This window comes from Metabacillus malikii (assembly GCF_030813355.1).
GTDB lineage: Bacteria > Bacillota > Bacilli > Bacillales > Bacillaceae > Metabacillus > Metabacillus malikii.
The window spans coordinates 58,004-75,396 of record NZ_JAUSUD010000024.1; the positions used below are offsets into that span (position 1 = coordinate 58,004).

General features: G+C 35.3%; 14 protein-coding genes and 2 pseudogenes. 13 read left to right on the forward strand and 3 right to left on the reverse strand.

Features of this window, described 5'->3' with window-relative positions:
• Positions 1–257 precede the first annotated feature (257 nt).
• Entirely contained in the window at positions 258–449 is a 192-nt protein-coding gene (locus J2S19_RS19105; protein ID WP_307345142.1) for a hypothetical protein, read from the reverse strand.
• A 561-nt stretch (positions 450–1,010) separates the two neighbouring features.
• Here J2S19_RS19105 and J2S19_RS19110 point away from each other — a divergent pair.
• The 3 genes from J2S19_RS19110 (at position 1,011) to J2S19_RS19120 (ending at position 7,090) form a co-directional block, all read left to right on the forward strand.
• Positions 1,011–3,629: an N-acetylmuramoyl-L-alanine amidase gene (locus J2S19_RS19110; protein WP_307345145.1), complete on the forward strand. Its 2,619-nt coding sequence runs from the start codon at positions 1,011–1,013 to the stop codon at positions 3,627–3,629.
• A gap of 520 nt (positions 3,630–4,149) precedes the next feature.
• On the forward strand, positions 4,150–5,442 hold the full coding sequence (locus tag J2S19_RS19115; protein ID WP_307345148.1) for an O-antigen ligase family protein: 1,293 nt from the start codon (positions 4,150–4,152) through the stop codon (positions 5,440–5,442).
• Between the two features lie 358 nt (positions 5,443–5,800).
• Positions 5,801–7,090, forward strand: coding sequence for a hypothetical protein (locus tag J2S19_RS19120; RefSeq protein WP_307345151.1), 1,290 nt, complete (start codon positions 5,801–5,803; stop codon positions 7,088–7,090).
• 101 nt (positions 7,091–7,191) lie between these two features.
• Here the strand turns inward: J2S19_RS19120 and J2S19_RS19125 are convergent, their stop codons facing one another.
• Positions 7,192–9,564 (reverse strand): TOTE conflict system archaeo-eukaryotic primase domain-containing protein, encoded by a 2,373-nt coding sequence (locus tag J2S19_RS19125; protein WP_307345153.1) that lies wholly within the window; start codon positions 9,562–9,564, stop codon positions 7,192–7,194.
• Between the two features lie 259 nt (positions 9,565–9,823).
• Between J2S19_RS19125 and J2S19_RS19130 the strand changes: the two genes are divergently transcribed.
• The 3 genes from J2S19_RS19130 to J2S19_RS19140 are packed head-to-tail and all read left to right on the forward strand — an operon-like array spanning position 9,824 to position 12,171.
• Complete coding sequence (locus J2S19_RS19130; RefSeq protein WP_307345156.1) at positions 9,824–10,114, forward strand: DUF5344 family protein; 291 nt, start codon at positions 9,824–9,826, stop codon at positions 10,112–10,114.
• A gap of 32 nt (positions 10,115–10,146) precedes the next feature.
• Positions 10,147–11,682: a T7SS effector LXG polymorphic toxin gene (locus J2S19_RS19135; protein WP_307345160.1), complete on the forward strand. Its 1,536-nt coding sequence runs from the start codon at positions 10,147–10,149 to the stop codon at positions 11,680–11,682.
• An 18-nt stretch (positions 11,683–11,700) separates the two neighbouring features.
• Complete coding sequence (locus tag J2S19_RS19140; RefSeq protein WP_307345163.1) at positions 11,701–12,171, forward strand: SMI1/KNR4 family protein; 471 nt, start codon at positions 11,701–11,703, stop codon at positions 12,169–12,171.
• 319 nt (positions 12,172–12,490) lie between these two features.
• Here the strand turns inward: J2S19_RS19140 and J2S19_RS19145 are convergent, their stop codons facing one another.
• On the reverse strand, positions 12,491–12,691 hold the full coding sequence (locus J2S19_RS19145) for a helix-turn-helix domain-containing protein (protein WP_307345165.1): 201 nt from the start codon (positions 12,689–12,691) through the stop codon (positions 12,491–12,493).
• 164 nt (positions 12,692–12,855) lie between these two features.
• Between J2S19_RS19145 and J2S19_RS19150 the strand changes: the two are divergent.
• The 7 genes and pseudogenes from J2S19_RS19150 to J2S19_RS23795 all read left to right on the forward strand — a co-directional run bounded on the left by J2S19_RS19150 (position 12,856) and on the right by J2S19_RS23795 (position 17,362).
• Positions 12,856–13,631 (forward strand): annotated as a pseudogene (locus tag J2S19_RS19150) (recombinase family protein).
• Positions 13,632–13,664: 33 nt separating this feature from the next.
• A pseudogene (locus J2S19_RS19155) lies at positions 13,665–14,006 on the forward strand (transposase); the annotation flags it as partial.
• 79 nt (positions 14,007–14,085) lie between these two features.
• The gene (locus J2S19_RS19160; RefSeq protein WP_307345167.1) at positions 14,086–14,421 is read left to right on the forward strand and encodes a hypothetical protein; all 336 of its coding nucleotides are present in this window, start codon (positions 14,086–14,088) and stop codon (positions 14,419–14,421) included.
• A gap of 21 nt (positions 14,422–14,442) precedes the next feature.
• On the forward strand, positions 14,443–14,760 hold the full coding sequence (locus J2S19_RS19165) for a hypothetical protein (RefSeq protein ID WP_307345170.1): 318 nt from the start codon (positions 14,443–14,445) through the stop codon (positions 14,758–14,760).
• A gap of 162 nt (positions 14,761–14,922) precedes the next feature.
• Positions 14,923–15,831 (forward strand): AHH domain-containing protein, encoded by a 909-nt coding sequence (locus tag J2S19_RS19170; RefSeq protein ID WP_307345173.1) that lies wholly within the window; start codon positions 14,923–14,925, stop codon positions 15,829–15,831.
• The gene (locus J2S19_RS19175; protein WP_307345176.1) at positions 15,828–16,397 is read left to right on the forward strand and encodes an imm11 family protein; all 570 of its coding nucleotides are present in this window, start codon (positions 15,828–15,830) and stop codon (positions 16,395–16,397) included. The genes J2S19_RS19170 and J2S19_RS19175 overlap by 4 nt, the downstream gene beginning before the upstream one ends.
• A gap of 731 nt (positions 16,398–17,128) precedes the next feature.
• Positions 17,129–17,362 (forward strand): YxiF family protein, encoded by a 234-nt coding sequence (locus tag J2S19_RS23795; protein WP_442406289.1) that lies wholly within the window; start codon positions 17,129–17,131, stop codon positions 17,360–17,362.
• Positions 17,363–17,393: the final 31 nt, after the last annotated feature.

Sequence of the window (17,393 nt, forward strand, 5' to 3'; positions counted from 1 at the left end):
AAATAGGTATCATATAAGCATTGGGTGCCTGCCACTTCCCGGAGTTCCCCGAGTATTGTCAAAGCTTTTAGCAATTGTATTGAAGGTTGAAATTTATAATGGGGCGAACAATTTAAAGCTGGAACTAAGTGGTTCATGACTCCATATTACTTAAAAGTAGTTTCTTATAAAAACCCCTAGAAATACTGGAAAACAGAATCCTAGGGGTAGTGGGTTTATTCCTTTGCCTTATTTGTCATAGATAAATAGATTAATAATTAATGTTCCGGCAATAAATCATGAAAGAACTCATACTTTTCAACGATACCCTCAAATGTATCAAGATCCTTCGCTTCAAATAACCTGTCATAGCATTCAGGATGATGCATCGTATTCACTTCATCTAGTATGACTGTATCGTCTGGTTTATAAATCTCTGCACATCCTGGACATCGTACCTCTTTTAACATGAACAACATCTCCTTTTTATGTACTTTTGATTTAGAAAATCAAACTTTACATACTATATTTTAGTAGATTCAAAGGTGAAAAGACAATATATCTTATAAATATTTAGGAAAAATTTACAAATTTGTTCTCCTATATGAATTTATTATAATACTAGCTAGTTTATATCCTCTTAATACCAACAATTAATAGATTATTAGTTAATAAATAATAAACAATTCCTCAATATAAAAATACTTTCATGTATAAATTTCACCAAATGAACCTCTAATATATAATGAACACCCTCTTTAATTATCTTTATCAGCGCAGATAGTTATATTAACAATAGTAAATAACTCATTTTCAATTCATAAAATGGAAACTTGCTATAAAAAGAAGTTATGTGACAAAATAACCAATGTTTCATCTTAGGAACAAAATACCTACGACAAAAGTTATGAAATTTCATCTACTTCCATATAAAGTATGATAGAATAATAGAGGTGAAATGAGAATATTGGTAGTATTACTCATATTTTACTAGTTTTTGTCGAAATATAGATAAGGTAGGGAGTTTGATGATGAAGAGAAATGCCATATTACTAATTGTAATCCTCCTAATCGGCTCTATTATTCCTTCCAACGCTTTTGCGATGGAACAGCAGAAGGGTAATAGCGTTAATGGGGAAAAGACTAGTTATTACTTCATTCAATTTAATGGTGAAGGTCAAGAAATAACGATTAGTGAGGAAACAACTTTAAAATTAACTGGTTGGCAAAATAATGAAAAGGCTTCAGTCCTGGCTTCTTTTAACGAGCAGGAAGAGGCATTGACAATGAATGTTTCTGAGGAGTTGCAAACAGTTAAACTAACTGAGGATCAATCGATTCATTATCGAATAGTAGAATCAGATGCCTCTCAAGTTGAAGAGGTACAGCTACAGAATTTAACAAACACCTCGAATCTTATTATGCAAAATGAAAATGGTACATCAATTGAAGAAGTCAAAACGATTGATAGCAAGGGTACAATAATAGAGAATTTAGGGTTTGTTTACTACGATAAAGATGAAACGAATCAAAATGTAGTCATTACAAAAGAACAATATGATTCTATCAATTCGAGTAATGAGTTAGCAGTTGAGGAAGTACCTCCTGAAGATGAGAATCTAGATGAGGAGAAGGCTGCAGAAAGTCAACAAACAAATGAGGTTAGTTTATTTAGTGCACGTTCATTAGTTCAACAACCAGCTGTACAATATGTTAGTTATGTTAAGGGAATTGGCTGGCAAGAGCCTGCTTTAAATGGGCAAATAGCGGGAACAAGTGGCGAAGGGAAACGCTTAGAGGCGTTACAAATCACCTTGAAGAATGCACCATATCCTGGTGGAATCTCCTATAAGACCCATGTGCAAAGTTATGGTTGGCTTTCAAACAGTACAGATGGGGATACAAACGGAAAAATTGGCGAAGGTAAGCGTGTTGAAGCAATCCAAGTCAGTTTAACTGGAGAGATGGCGAACCATTTCGATATCTATTATCGTGTCCACTCTCAGCATTACGGCTGGTTAGATTGGGCCAAAAATGGTCAATCGGCTGGGACTGAAGGATTTTCCAAACGGTTAGAAGCAATTGAAATGATTTTAGTTGAAAAAGGTGGACAAGCACCTGGTCCGACAGAGAAACCGCTAGTTGACAAAACTTCTGTTGTCTATTCCACTCATGTTGAATCATACGGATGGATGGATTCAGTTGCAGATGGCAAAATGAGCGGAACTGAAGGACAAGCAAAACGATTGGAAGCAATTAAGATTAATCTTGAAGATGCTCCATACAGTGGAAGCATCACGTATTCAACACACGTTCAAGGCTATGGTTGGTTAGCCAATAAATCCAACGGCGAAATATCAGGTACTTCTGGTGAAAAGAAACGAATGGAAGCAATAAAGGTGCAGTTAACAGGTGAACTTGCTAAACATTACGATATCTATTATCGTGTTCATTCCCAAACATTCGGTTGGTTAGATTGGGCCAAAAATGGTAACCCTGCCGGAACAGAGGGATTAACAAAACGATTAGAGTCCATTGAAATTGCTCTTGTTAAAAAAGGAGAAAAGGCACCTGGTCCAACTACTAAATCCTTTGTCACAAAACCATCAGTTGAATATTCAACACATGTTCAATCATACGGATGGATGAGTCCTGTAAAAGATGGAACAATGAGTGGTACGAACGGAAAAGCAAAACGACTTGAAGCCATAAAGATAAATCTGAAGAATGCACCTTTTAGTGGAGATATTACCTACTCTACACATGTTCAAGGATATGGCTGGATGGCGGATAAATCAAATGGTGCGATATCAGGTACATCTGGTCAACAAAAAAGGATTGAAGCCATTAAAATTAATTTAACGGGCGAGCTTGCTAAACATTACGATATTTACTACCGAGTCCATTCCCAAACATTTGGATGGTTAGGTTGGGCGAAAAATGGCATGAAAGCTGGTTCTGAAGGTCGTTCTAAACGCCTTGAAGCAATAGAAATTAAATTAGTTCCAAAAGGTCAAGGAGAACCAGTAAGTGAGGAGAAGGCATTTAAAAAACCATTCTCAATCTTCCTAGACCCTGGACATGGTGGTTCTGATTCAGGTGCAGTAGCAGGTGGCTACAAGGAAGCAGACCTAAATCTATCAGTTGCTAAAAAAGTACAATCGATTCTACTAAGCCGTGGTTATACAGTCTATATGTCACGTTTTACTAATACTACTGTTTCACTTCTTGAGCGCTCTCAAATGGCAAATGATTTAGAGGCAGATATATTTGTAAGTATCCATCACAATTCAACTGGTTCTTCTACAACTTCAGCCAATGGAATTGAAGCATTCTATTACGGGTACAACCCTGAGTATCAACCTCAGATAAATGGTGCCATGCATAATAATTTAGACCGCGTGATGAAGAGTGTCGAGCTTACGAAAATCATCCAAGATAGAATGGTAGCAAACACAGGTGCAACAAATCGAGGAACAGCCGGTAAGTCATTCTCAGTTATCCGAGAATCAGCAATGCCAGCAACTCTACTAGAACTAGGCTTCATCAACAACCCTAACGAACGCCAAAAACTAGTAACAAGCGCCTACCAAGACAAACTAGCAAAAGCAATAGCCGACGGCATCGACCAATACTACAAATCAAACTAGGAAGCAAGGGGACGGTTCTTTTGCTTCAATGAAAAGCTGGGGAAGATTATGAATTTAATCCTTCCCCAGCTTTTTGTATTTTTGTCAGTCTTTCTAGGTTTGTATGTAAGTGTGGTAGATAGTTAATATGTTGGGATTATTAAACTCTTATTTGGTAATTCTTTTTTCATGAGTAGAATGGAAATCCCTCATACCTTCTAAAAATCTCCTCATAATTAAGTTCAGCGGTCGAAGGTACTGAATTAACATATCCAAAAGATGTTTCTATTATCTTAGACTGAACTCTGTGTCAAATAGACTCATTGGTAGTTGCACAAATAACAGCGCATCTTATTAATAGCACGAGTTAGAATTATAGATGGAAAGAGGCTATTACGAACTTTGTCGAATGAATGTAAGGTAAAAATTAACTATAAAATGATAGAATATAAAATTGTGAGTATCCGATTTTTAAGTAAAGTGGTAGCTTATTAGAAATCTAGTAAGGCAGTTAATGGTCTTACAAAAATAGGAGAGAAAAATGAAGTCGCATATACATAATATTTATTTTATTGCCCTAGCCATGTTGATAAGTATCTATCCCTTTCTCTTAAAGCCGTTAGGTGATATCAATTATTCAACGTTTAATAAATTGCTTCTTTTAACCACTTCTGTCATTATACTTTGGGGTTATCTCATACACTACTTGTTCCACTCAAAACAATTATCATCACTTTTTCAAACGAAGGCTGAGAAGCTGGCAGTTTTATTCTTTATCTTGATATTCATATCAACACTGTTTTCGTTAAATCCTTGGGTTTCGTTCCTAGGTAGTGCAAGGGAGTATCAAGGTTTCCTTTACTGGTTCTCGTTCCTCTCTCTGTTTATTTTCTCTTACCAGTTTATTCGGGAGACAAAGCAAATCTTGATTGTTAAATGTTTTGTGAATGTTTCAGTAATCATTGGGTTTTATAACATATGGCAGCACCATCATTATAGTACTGATACATACTTTTATAAAAGCTGGGGATTTTTTGATAACTCTAACCACTATGGAACCTACATGGTGATTATGATTAATTTATCGCTGTTGTTGTATCTTATGTCTAATAATTTAAAGGGTCTCGTGTTTTATTGGGTGGTAAATGGTGTACTTTTCTTGTCGTTATTCTATTCAGGCTCTCGCGGTGCGTGGGTCAGTGTCCTTTTATGTATTGTGCTTTATACAATACTCGTCATAGTACCGCAACGCCAATTGTGGAAACGGTGGCTGCTTCTCTTCCTTGTTCCAATAAGTTTGTTGCTGACAGTGAATATCATCGAAAATGGTTTTTTAACGAATCGACTTGATAGTGTTGTAGCTGACTTAATGACATTTCTAGATGAGGATGAAAGCAGTGATGATGCAGGGTCTGGTCGCGGTGAAATATGGAAAAAGACGATACCACTTATTAAAGACTATGCCTTAATTGGCTCAGGCCCTAGTACTTTTAGTATTGTTTATTTTGAAAAGAACACCTCTCCTGATGAGATCCAAGTTGATAATTCACACAACGATTTTCTTGAGATTGCATTTAGTATGGGGATTCCAGCATTGCTTGTATATTGTGTTTTCCTGTTCACGATATTGAAGCAAGGATTTAAAACCGTTAGAGAACTTGAAGGAGAAACTAAAATTTATTTACAAGGCCTCCTAATCACAATTTTTGGCTACCTTGTTAAATCGTTATTTAATATTAGCGTGATTCCAGTTGCCCCATTCTTCTGGGTCTTGCTAGGGATGGCATATGCGTGTTCATTAAGGAAGCGGGGGGACGGTTCCTTTGCTTCCTAAATTTACTATTGGCTCGGTTTATACTTGATGAAAAGTCAACTTATAAGCATCTCTAAGTTTTAAGATAGATAACCATTAATAAGTCTAATAAAGAGGAAGTTTAGTTCAAAATTATTATTTTCTGAACAAGAAACTTGAGCATTATATCGTGAATGGTAAAAATATCCATATATAGGTAACTCTTTTAAGTATATAATTTTTATTGGAACATAACTTTACAAAGGTTAGTAGAATTGAACTGAACTATATAAGTCGATGTGGAAGGGATTAGAATGGTAATTTAAATCGATTTAGTAGATTTAGAACGCGAAAGAGACAATCAAAATAGTAGGATATCCATTACAAAGGAGCAGCACTCGTGAAAATACCAAAACTATACTACCCATACATATTAGTAGCAATACTAGGTGCAATATCAGTCGTCATCTGTATTGAAATCTTCCCAATAAAGACAACAGCTGATTTAGTCAATTTCATCGTAACGTTTTTATCATTAGTCATCGCTTTTATTGCCTTTATCATTGCCACACAAACATACATCTCAATCGACAGTGTCAACGTTATTTCACAAATGGAAGGTAATGTACTCGAAAATGAGAATTATGAAATGTCGATTACGAGTTTATTGAAAGATTATAAAATGAAGGAAGCCGATGAAGTAGGCGAAGCAATTTTTAAGAAACTTGAAGCCCTTTTTACAAAGAAGCCAAAGACAGCAATTGAATTTGCAGATAATCTCCAATATTTCATTGATATTATCGTCTTTTTCCCCGCACTCTATCATTCTAATGATGATAAAGACAAACAGAAAATTTCAGCTCGAATGGACAGGATATTATTATTAATTGAAAAGCGTAAAAATGCTTTAATACGTGTTAGCACAGGTAATTTAATTTTGATTGAAGAGACTGTTAAATTGATAAGAAGTGTGATGTACTACCAACGCTTAGTATCAAAAAATCAATTTGATATTACTTCAACCTTATTAGATGTCAGAGGGAAGATGCTTAAGAACTCTGTTACCCAAACGGTTTATTATAATTATTTAGGGTTGTTTTACAATAAGAAGGCAATGGCAATCCTTAATAAAAAACTCAACCTACATGGAGATTTTTTTGAAATTAATAGGTTATCAAACATAATTGATAAAATTGGTACGCTAAGCAATGAAGATAATGAGTTATTTATTATGTATTTACTTGAATCAAAGAAAGCCTTTAAGAAAGCACTTGAAAATTGCAATGAAGATTTAATGTGGGAAGGTTTTATTAAGTACAATGATGCGCGTTCGACATTTTTCCTTCATCTCTTAAATATAGATGAAAGTCATCAAAATTGGGAAGTTACGATAAATGAAGCGATTATTGCTAGAAGTAAACTCAATATCCTTATTGCGGATACATTAGATACAGACTGCTCAACACACCTGCAGGAATCGTTCATCTATCAAGAGTATCTGGCTCGGTTAGTGAAAATGAACATTAAGATTGCGAAGAAGCAGCATATTACAAATACACTGAATGTCGTTAACTATCAATATCCGAGTTATGATGGACTGCTAGAAGACAAGGTGATAAAGACTCCTTATACAGGGAATTATGATAAGATTCGGGAATATCAGATTGGGATACAGGAGTATTTAAGTTGAATTAAGGTGACGGTTTCTTACTTTCAAGCTGAAAAGAAACCTTCACCTTGCTTTATTTCTAGGTTCTCCCCTCAAGGAAGCAGAGGAACCGTCCCCCTGCTTCAAAACAACCTCATTTGCTCATCCGTTGCCTGACCAGCTAACTTTTTATCAATTTGTTTATAGCCCATTGCCTGATACGCTTTAGCTCTCTTCTCATACATTGCTGCAAACATCGGTTCCTTAGCATCGACATAATCAAAAACTTTCACTCTTGTCTTTTTATCATGTAATCGATGGAGTCTTCCTACATATTGCTGTAATGTACCTTTCCATGAGATTGGCATTGTTAGGAATAAGGTATCAAGTCGTGAGTGGTCAAAGCCTTCTCCGATGTATTTGCCTGTAGCGATGATTAATCGTTCTTCATCGTCAGACATGTTTTCTAGTCGGTTTATCTTTTCCTTTTCCTCTTGTTTTTTCATTCCTCCTGTTAGGACGATAATGTTTTTAGCAAAGTTTTTGAACATTGCTTCTAAATGATGAACATGTTCGACTCGTTCACTTAAAATAAGTGGAGCTGCACCTTCCTCTAGTTCCTTGAGTACATCGTCAAAAATCATTTGATTACGCTTTTCGTTATTTATTAACTCGTTATATAATTCCTGTAGATTTCTTTCCTCTTGTTTATCCTGATTCATAAAAGTTGTGTAGCGAGGGGTGACTAGATGCTCAAATGGCCGAACTTTTGCTTGTGACTTTGCTTGTACTTTGTAGCGAATTGGCCCTAATTGCATCGTCATGATTGGGTGTAATCCGTCTTTTCGAGTTGGTGTTGCTGTTAGTCCATGGATATAGGCTGCAGTTGCTTTCTTTAAAACCTGTTCAAAGCTATAGGCAGAAATATGATGACATTCGTCAACGATTATCTGACCGTATTGTGTGACATGGTCTTTGATTTCTCCTTTATAGTTAAGACTTTGAATCGTAGCGATATCAATGACACCTGACTGTTTGTTTTTCCCGCCGCCGATTTGGCCAATTTGATGTGCTTCTAAGTTTAAAAAAGAAGTTAAGCGATCCTTCCACTGTTCGATTAGCTGTTTCCTGTGAACAATAACTAGTGTATTAACTTTTCTTTTGGCAATGAGTGCTGCGGCGACAACAGTTTTCCCAAAACCAGTCGTTGCCGATAAGATCCCTGTCGGTTGTTCTAATAAGTTTGTGACAGCTTGCTCCTGCTCTACTCTTAGTTTTCCCGCAAAGGTTACAGGTAAAGCAGTCCCTTGATTTGTTTCATTAGTGTGTTCGATTTCAATCGAGTGTTTTTTCAGTAATGATGTAATTTCATCTTTACAACCACGCGGGAATATGAAAAACTCATCTGTTTCTTCATAAGATATAATGTGCCTTGGGATACCATGAGTAGACAAACGTTTCGCTTGTGCCTTGTAAAATTCCGGATTTCTAAATGATGATAGTTGAATGAGCTTTTGAATAAGAGAGGAGGGAAGCCCTTCTTTATCGATATATAGCCCATTCTTTTCGGTAATTTTTAGTTTAGTTGGATAATTAATTGCATACGTTTCATCTTTTATATTGCTAGTTGAGTCGCTCTTTTGCTGCATTATTTGTGTGATTTTTTCTACTGCGTTCCTATTCATTTTTTTCACTTGGCTTAAATAGCCCCACTGATCAGGATAGGGTATAAACGACTCATCAACAAATACACTATTTTGCTGCTTCCTTGGCGCATACTGTAATGGCAGGGCAATTAAATTTCCGAAGCCTCCTTTAGGCAATGTATCTTGGTTAGGAAATAGTCGGTCGAAGGAATCGATTCCTACCTTATACCTTTTTTCAAGTGTGTGTGTTAATAAACCATTCCCAAGTTGACGAGCAAGTGATGCTGGTACTGCGTCATCGAAGAAAATCCAAACATGACAACCATTGCCCGAACGGGAACGCTCGATACTTGCCGGGACTCGATATTCCTTGCAAGTGTTCATAAATGCTTGAGCATCCTCTTTCCAGTTTTGCTTATCGAAATCAACGGCTAGAAACCAACATGTTTCATCCTCTAGCAGTGGATAAAGACCAATCGTCTGCTTACCAATGAGATGATTATAAATAACTTGGTCAGTAAGCGGCAGAAGCTTACGGTGCTGACAAGAATTACATTTTATCTTTGGCTTTTCACATAAGGTTGCGTGCCATTCATTTGCACATGCTGGGGAGTAGCCCGATTTCCCCGTTTTAGATTCCCACCGCATTGCATAAACGTCAGCCCTTCCCTTGAAAAGACTTTTAAATAGTTGGATTCTTTCTTGTATTGTCTCTTCTTTTGTTTTATTTGGAGTAGGTTGATTTATTCTCTGAGGTGGATTGAAATCAATATTATGGGCTTTTAATAGATTACGAAGCTCTATGTTTTCCTTTCGTAATCTCTCGCATTCGAATTGAGTCTCTTTTAGTAACCTTTTTATGTTTTCCATCAGCATCCCTCTATTAAATGTTGTTATCCTTTATTATAGCCATGTCGGAGTTAGTTATATGTTGTTTATTTTAAAGATTAAGAGGATAGTGTCAAATGAAGCAGGGGGACGGTTCTTCTGCTTCCTTTTAAAAGGAAGCAAGAGAACCGTCCCCCTGCTTCCCCCCTGCTTTCTACATACTTAGTAAAAATTCCCTATATACAACGATTTTCCATTTGTTAGGATAAAAGATATGACTTCATTTTAGGAGGAATAACAAATGGGCGAGCAATTAAAGGTCTCCTATGAGGAGGTACGAAAAGTTGTAAAAGGGATGAATGATGCAACAAATGCAATACAAGCTGATACATCGAAAGAAATAGGAAGCGGAAACGCATTAGAGGTTGTAAACAAAATCAATGAAATGAACCTCATGATTCAACAACTAACTGAAGAGTACAAAGCGATGCTCCTTGACCATAATAACAAAGTAGAAAAATCACTCGACTCACTGCACCAATTTGATCAACTAGTAACTACTTATCTACAAGCCTTTCATAAAATAAAATGATTAGAACTGTTATAGGGGGACGAGAAAATAAAGTGAAAATACTCAATGCTACTAGTCTTTTTTCTGATGTTGAAGAATTAATGGACAAACTAGACTCATTAGAAGAGCGTTTAAACGAAGCCAGAAAGAAAATTGACTATTTTACAAATCTAAAAGATGAATTTAGCGGAAAAGGTGGAAATTCAATAAGAATATTCTACAATGAAGTTCACGTACCCTTTTTACTCCTTTTCGAACAGACGATTCGAAATTATAAAGCTGACTTAGAGCGAACAATGGAGCGTTTTAATCGTTTTGAACCAGATAAAAGCGCCTATATCCACGAAGGCTTTATCGAATCAGAAATTGAACAAGGACTCCGTAAAACAGCAGATATCACGATGCAAATAGTAGATGATGTGAATGGTTTGCTAGATTCAATAAGTGATATAATGACAGTAACTAGACTAAGTGACCACGAGTACCAACACCTTGTGAATGCAGCACAAAAACATGAACGAAGAACGGTAGCCGAATTAAATGAGCTTGACAATATTACAAGCTCATCTTTAACAAGGACTGATGATGATTTACACCTATTAAAAAAGTATCTAACAGAAATATCAAGCATGTTTCAATCAAAAGAAATCTCGATATCAACTTTCTCCACAAGGCAGCTAGCAAACAACGATACATACAAAGACGTAATAGGCGAAATTAAAGCGAACACCCGTCCGAGTATAAGGGACCTAATTGGATTTGCTTCAGATGTACCTTTAAGCTATGCCTCCATGAGATACCCAGGCCCATGGCAGCACCTAACCTATTTAAGATGGAATAAACATAAAGATACTTTAACAACCAAATATGCGGAATGGAAAACGGCAATTGGTTTTACAAGAAAGGTCATTACCAAAGAGGAATTTGATAGTTTAGAAGGTCACATAGTTGATGTTGTCGAAATTATTGACGACCACGAAGCAGCTGTAACTGGTGATTACCATATTTATGATAATGGACTGATTGTCAGGGTATACGGAGGCGCTTATTATGAAATTGTGGACAGTGTTCCGACTGTTGAAAATTCAGGAAATGTAAAGGCGCAGGATTCATTCTTTGAGGATACACCATTTGAATTTGTCGAATATGTGGTCAATCCATCGACGATAGTTAGTAAGGTTATTAGAAAGAAGATTGATGATGTTACGGTTGGGTTTGTTGGGAAGAAGGGTACTAAGGGTATAGGAAATGGTTATCAATACTGGAATAAAACCACCCAATTTAAAAACGTGAAAGTTTACCAAAGAGATGATATTATAAATCCAAATATGAAAGACGCACGAGGTAGAACTAACTTTGAAAGGATGCAGAAGGGATTAGCCCCACTTGGTCCAGATGGAAAGTCTATAAACCTTCATCACATGACACAAAGAAATGAAAGTTCGATAGCAGAGGTTACACAGACGTTTCATAAAGATAACAGTTCTGTAATTCACATCAATCCTAATACTATACCTTCAGGTATAAATAGGTCTGAGTTTAATAAATGGCGAACTGATTACTGGAAAAATAGAGCCAATGACTTTTAATGTTAAAGGGGAATGGAAATGAGTGTAGAAAATTATCAAAAAGCAAAGGAAATTATTTTGAGTGAAGAAGAGATTGCAGACTTTGTGGGTGGTCATACAGATGAATTAATTAGTTTGGCTGAAGAAAAATTAGGGTTAAAGTTTACTGGTTTATATCTTGATTATTTAAAGACATTTGGAGCAGGTAATTTCGGAGCACAAGAAATATACGGAATTATTAATGCTGATTTTGAAAATTCATCAGTTCCAGACGCTATATGGTACACTTTAACAGAACGAAGAGAAATTAATCTACCTAATAATCTACTAGTTATATATGATACAGGGAGTGACGAAATATTTTGTTTAGACTATAATCAACTTGATGATAATGGTGAACCAAAAGTAATATCTTTTGTACCTGGAGTTGACTTAGAGAGTCAAACATATGAAATAATAGCTAATGACTTTGGTGATTTTTTATTAGACTTAGTTAAGCTAGAAGTATAGATTTGAAAAACCTTGATTGGCTATATGCCTTTCAAGGTTTCTTTTTTATTGGGGGGCTATCCAGTGACGAATAGTTCACTTTTTATTCAGAGAATATGAGTAATTCTTGTAAGCCCTATATTATGTTCTTACAAATTATAAAGTACGTACAACACCTATAAAACGTATAACCTATTTAATGTATCCTAGTTATTAGAAGTAATCACAAAACCATCAGTTACCACCATCTATATTCTCCAATACTATACCTTTGCTTTCCCCTGCCTTTTAAATTTTTCGCAACTTTTACGTACAAAAGAACGATTACTATGGCGAGAGGCTACTCCACCTCGATTAACTCCTGAATGTCGATGTCTAACACTTTGCATACTGTTTCTAATGTCGATAGATAAACCCTGTCAACATTGTCTGAACAAAGATGGCTTATTGTATTAGGGCGTAGCCCTGTCATTCGTGCTAACTCACGTTGTGAAAGGTCATGTTCTTTAAGGATTTCCTTTAGTTTGATTGAAATTGGCATGGTAATTCCCTTCCTCTTTTCATGTTACTTTTACGATACACAATAAATTTGTATCGGTAAAGGGATTGATTGTATCGCTAAAGCCGCATACAATGAATTTATATTAGATATAGCGGCTAAGCGTTACGTTAATCTCAATTAGCGTAACGGAGGGGGAAACTATCATGAAAGTTATCGGATATATTCGAGTATCTACACAAGGTCAAGCAAGGGATGGATACAGCCTTGCTTATCAAGAAGATGAAATCAAAGCATATTGTCAGGCTCAAGGATACACGCTTTTACGCTTGTTTAAGGACGAAGGTATCAGTGGGGCTAAGTAGACGAAGAAGCGTTAGAAGTGGACAGATTAGGCTTTCAGGAGATGTTGGAGTATCTCACTCATCAAAAGGTGGATTATGTTGTCACTCTGAATACAAGCCGTTTATGGCGGTCAGACATTGTGAAAGTGTTGGTTCATCGTGAGTTGAAAAAGTATGGAGTGGACATTCGGAGTATTGAGCAACCTCAATATAGCATTTACAAGAAAGACCCTAGCGACTTTTTAATCAATGGCTTAATGGAGTTATTAGACCAATATCAACGATTAGAAATTTCTTTAAAGCTAGGGAGAGGGAGAAACAAGAAAGCCCAACAGGGTGGTTATGCAGGAGGAAATGTCGCATTAGGCTACAAAGTGGAGAAAGGTAAGAAAAGCCTTGTCATAGATGACAGACAAGCAAAGACCGTTCAAAGAGTGTTTGACATAAAGGAACAGTATCCTTCATGGACATTAACACAACTAGCAGAACGATTGAATGAAGAAGGACACGGAACGAAACAAGAAAAGTTGTTTACGAAAGTTCAAGTAAAGCGAATATTGGATAGAAGGAATTTCTATTCAGGTAAGTATCAATATGGTGACATTATCGCTAATGGAAAGCATCAAGCGATTTTATAAGAGATAAGAAATAGAGGATGGATTGGCTGTTGACGTTTTCCTAATGCCAACAAATTAGCACGATTTGCGGGGATTGCACCTTTTTTCTTTGGGTCTGGTGGGAAAGGCAGGGAACAAAAAAGCAAACAGGGAAATCGGGCGTTGCATGCTTTATTTTACAACTTGGCAGTCCAACAAGTGCAAGTAGCTAAAGGAAGTAAACTACCGAGGAACCCTGTGTTTCATGCTTATTATCAACGAAAACTGAAAGAAGGCAAAACAAAGGGGCAAGCATTGGTTTGCATTATGAGAAGGCTTGTAAATATTATCAATGGCATGATGAAACATAAAATAGCCTACGAATTGCCGATAGTGCAGGAAAAAGAAGTAGTTTAATAAGGTGGTAAAATGGCTGATTTTTTTATTTTTAGCTTTTAAGATTACAACATAGGGTACGGGTGAAATTGGTTGGAATATGTCAAAAGGCGGAGGAGAGATAAATGGAAGAAAGTATTCTCAGCATGCTTTGGAAAGAATGGCACCTGATATTCCTGAAATAAAAGCTACTTTAACAAGTAGAGCAATAAAAAAAGCTGAAGAATTAGGATTTAAACCACAAACAAAAGAATTTAGTGATTTCATCAAAAAATATGTAGATCCAAGAAATATTCCACCTTCAGTTATTGAAGACGCTATAATGAATACGAAAAAGATACCTGGTAATAGAAGCGGAACGTTTGTTCATGAAACACTGGATGTTAAAGTAATTATAAATGAAGCAGGCGATGTTATCACAGTTATACCGAAATAATTAATAAAAGGATGAAAACGAGTGTTTATAAAGTATGATGAATATGATCTATTAGAACTTTTTCAAAGTGAGCCGGTGAGTATAACAAGCAATATAGATGATGGAGAATTAATTTATACTTACAAAGACGACCAAAATTTCAAGGTGATTTTAACTTTAGATGTATATAAGCAAACGAGTAGTCTAAGTATAACATTTAATGATTCTATAGTATTTACAGGTGAGTTTAATAATGTAACAAGTATAAAAAAAGATGACAAAGCTATGGTAATGAATGTGGGCGAAGAAGAGAGGCTAAAAGTTAAATTTTATAAACAAGTTGGAGTGGAATTACTTTAAAATAGCCTTATTGTATTAGAAAGAAATATAAAACAATTATGATATTCTCTCAGATAAATCAGTAGGTGAAGTATTTGAACTTCTAAATATAATGGTATTGTTATCATACCTTGACTGGCTATATGCCTTTCAAGGTTTTTTACATTAATTTATATTATTCAGATGATACTTTCGAGGGTAATTGGAATAACTTCCGCAAGACAACTAGCAAACAACGATACATACAAAGATGTAATAGGCGAAATTAAAGCGAACACCCGACTGAGTATAAGAGACATAATAGCGATTGCTTCAGATGTACCTGTAAGCTATGCCTCGATGAGATACCCAGGCCCATGGCAGCACCTAACCTATTTAAGATGGAATAAACATAAGGATACTTTAACGACCAAATATGCGGAATGGAAAACGGCAACTGATTTTACTAGAAAGGTCATTACCAAAGAGGAATTTGATAGTTTAGAAGGTCACATAGTTGATGTTATCGAAATTATTGAAGGTCACGAAGAAGGTGTAACTGGTGACTACCATGTTTATGATAATGGACTGATTGTCGGGATGTTTGCAGGCGCTTATTATGAAATTGTGGACAGTGTTCCGACTGTTGAAAATTCAGGAAATGTAAAGGCGCAGGATTCATTCTTTGAGGATACACCATTTGAATTTGTCGAATATGTGGTCAATCCATCGACGATAGTTAGTAAGATTTTCAGAAAGAAGATTGATGATGTTACGGTTGGGTTTGTTGGGAAGAAGGGTACTAAGGGTACTACTAAACCTTTACAAAAACACCACTATGCAACAAATAAAAGTAAGAAATACACTCCTCAAATGGAGAATATAACTAAAAAGTATGGTTTAGATTTAGATGATGAATGGAATAAGGAATTATTACCTCATCAAGGGAGACATCCATATGCATATCATGATTATGTATTAGATAAACTGAGTACTTATGATAGATTAGCTAAAGGAGATAGGGAGAAATTCCTTAAATTGTTTGAAGGGTTAAAGCAGGAAGTAAGGGATAATCCAGATATGCTTTATAAAGAATATTGGAGGTCAAAATGAAATATTTCAAACTAATTTTAGATGACAGCAACGATAATGATGTAGTTGTTCATTGTGAGGATACACATGGATTTGAGCAGTATGAGTTAAAGGAAGGGAATTTTTTAGAGAATTGGAATGACAATATCACTTTTTATTTTAATCTACATGATGGAAATAGATTTACTGACTATTTAGCAAATAATTTAGGCTGGTTCATTGTATCAAAAAAGTTTAAGGATTTAATAAAAAAAATTGAAGAAGATGTCCAATTTCTACCTGTAAATATTGTTGATTTTGAAGGTGAATATAAGATAGAGAACCATGAATATTTTGTTGCAAATGTATTAGGGGTAGTTGACGCATTAAACCTAGAAAACTCTGATTATAGTGTTATGGATTTAGACGGTGAAAAAATATATTCTGTAAGAAAATATGCAGTATCGGAAGACAAAATAAATAACAAAAATTTGTTCAAATTAAAGGGAGATGAAATTCCATTATTCGTGTCAGAAACTTTTAAGCAATTAGTTGAAGAAAGTAATATTACTGGTTGTGAATTTCTAAAAATAAGAAATATCTTATAATTTTTCAGGAAACCTTAGAGGGATAACCTTTAAGGTTTCTTTTTGTGTGGGGCTACCCAGTGCCGAATAAACTCCTTTTAAATTAGAGAAGAGAGATAACACTTGTAAGCCCTATATGATGTTTAAACAAATTCTTTAGTACGTACAACACCTTTAAAAAGTACATCCTATTTAGTGAGTTTCCCTTTTTGTGAAAAAACCTAATATCATCAGTTACCATCATTCTAATCCTCGAATACTTAACCTTCAAGTATGGGAATCTAGTTACTTACACTAGGGGTGATTAAATGAAACTAATTGGAAGCAAACAGGAATAGGATTTCAGAAAGGAGTTAGAAGGTTCGAACATTGTCTCGGCTCAAGATGGTAAAGCAAAAGCGATATAGAATGTTTTAAGAACTACCTTTGGAGAAGTAAAAAGTGCATATATTTTAAATTGGACACCTGACCAAAGCGAAGATATTTTCACTATTTTAGTTGACCTTGATAGAATTGCTAAAATTGAAATTAGTAGAGTCAATGATTCGGAAGTTCCTATAATTGAAACTTTTAATTTGAAGGATTTTTAGAGAGGGTTAAGAAATTTTTCAAATTATGTTAGCTGTAGCGATTGATTTAGCGAAAAAGGAACATCAAAACGATTAAATCAGTATTGTGAGACCTTGATTGGCTAAATATCTTTCAAGGTTCTTTTTTGTTGGTTATAAAAAGAAGGGTCGACTAAGAGAAAGGTGATTAATTTGAGTGACGAAAGAAAAATAAAATTGGAGCTGTTAAAAAGACAAAGTAGAAGAAAGAATTTGATAAAAGAAATAAACTTCATGAACCTTACTAAGGAACCCTATTTAGATATTGAAGATAATGATTTATTTTGTAAGAATGTGTTTTCGTTACTTAACACTGTAATCGAGCACATTATTCCAGATACTTGTTTACACATTAATCCAGGAGGAAATCTGAAATAATGTGCTACTTTTTCCACTATATTTCGGAATG

Bases quoted from the DNA above. Each gene is read 5' to 3' on its own strand.
- J2S19_RS19105 (WP_307345142.1), bottom strand. From the start codon at position 449: ATGTTAAAAGAGGTACGATGTCCAGGATGTGCAGAGATTTATAAACCA.
- J2S19_RS19110 (WP_307345145.1), top strand. From the start codon at position 1,011: ATGAAGAGAAATGCCATATTACTAATTGTAATCCTCCTAATCGGCTCT.
- J2S19_RS19115 (WP_307345148.1), top strand. From the start codon at position 4,150: ATGAAGTCGCATATACATAATATTTATTTTATTGCCCTAGCCATGTTG.
- J2S19_RS19125 (WP_307345153.1), bottom strand. From the start codon at position 9,564: ATGGAAAACATAAAAAGGTTACTAAAAGAGACTCAATTCGAATGCGAG.
- J2S19_RS19130 (WP_307345156.1), top strand. From the start codon at position 9,824: ATGGGCGAGCAATTAAAGGTCTCCTATGAGGAGGTACGAAAAGTTGTA.
- J2S19_RS19140 (WP_307345163.1), top strand. From the start codon at position 11,701: ATGAGTGTAGAAAATTATCAAAAAGCAAAGGAAATTATTTTGAGTGAA.
- J2S19_RS19145 (WP_307345165.1), bottom strand. From the start codon at position 12,691: ATGCCAATTTCAATCAAACTAAAGGAAATCCTTAAAGAACATGACCTT.
- J2S19_RS19160 (WP_307345167.1), top strand. From the start codon at position 14,086: ATGTCAAAAGGCGGAGGAGAGATAAATGGAAGAAAGTATTCTCAGCAT.
- J2S19_RS19170 (WP_307345173.1), top strand. From the start codon at position 14,923: ATGATACTTTCGAGGGTAATTGGAATAACTTCCGCAAGACAACTAGCA.
- J2S19_RS19175 (WP_307345176.1), top strand. From the start codon at position 15,828: ATGAAATATTTCAAACTAATTTTAGATGACAGCAACGATAATGATGTA.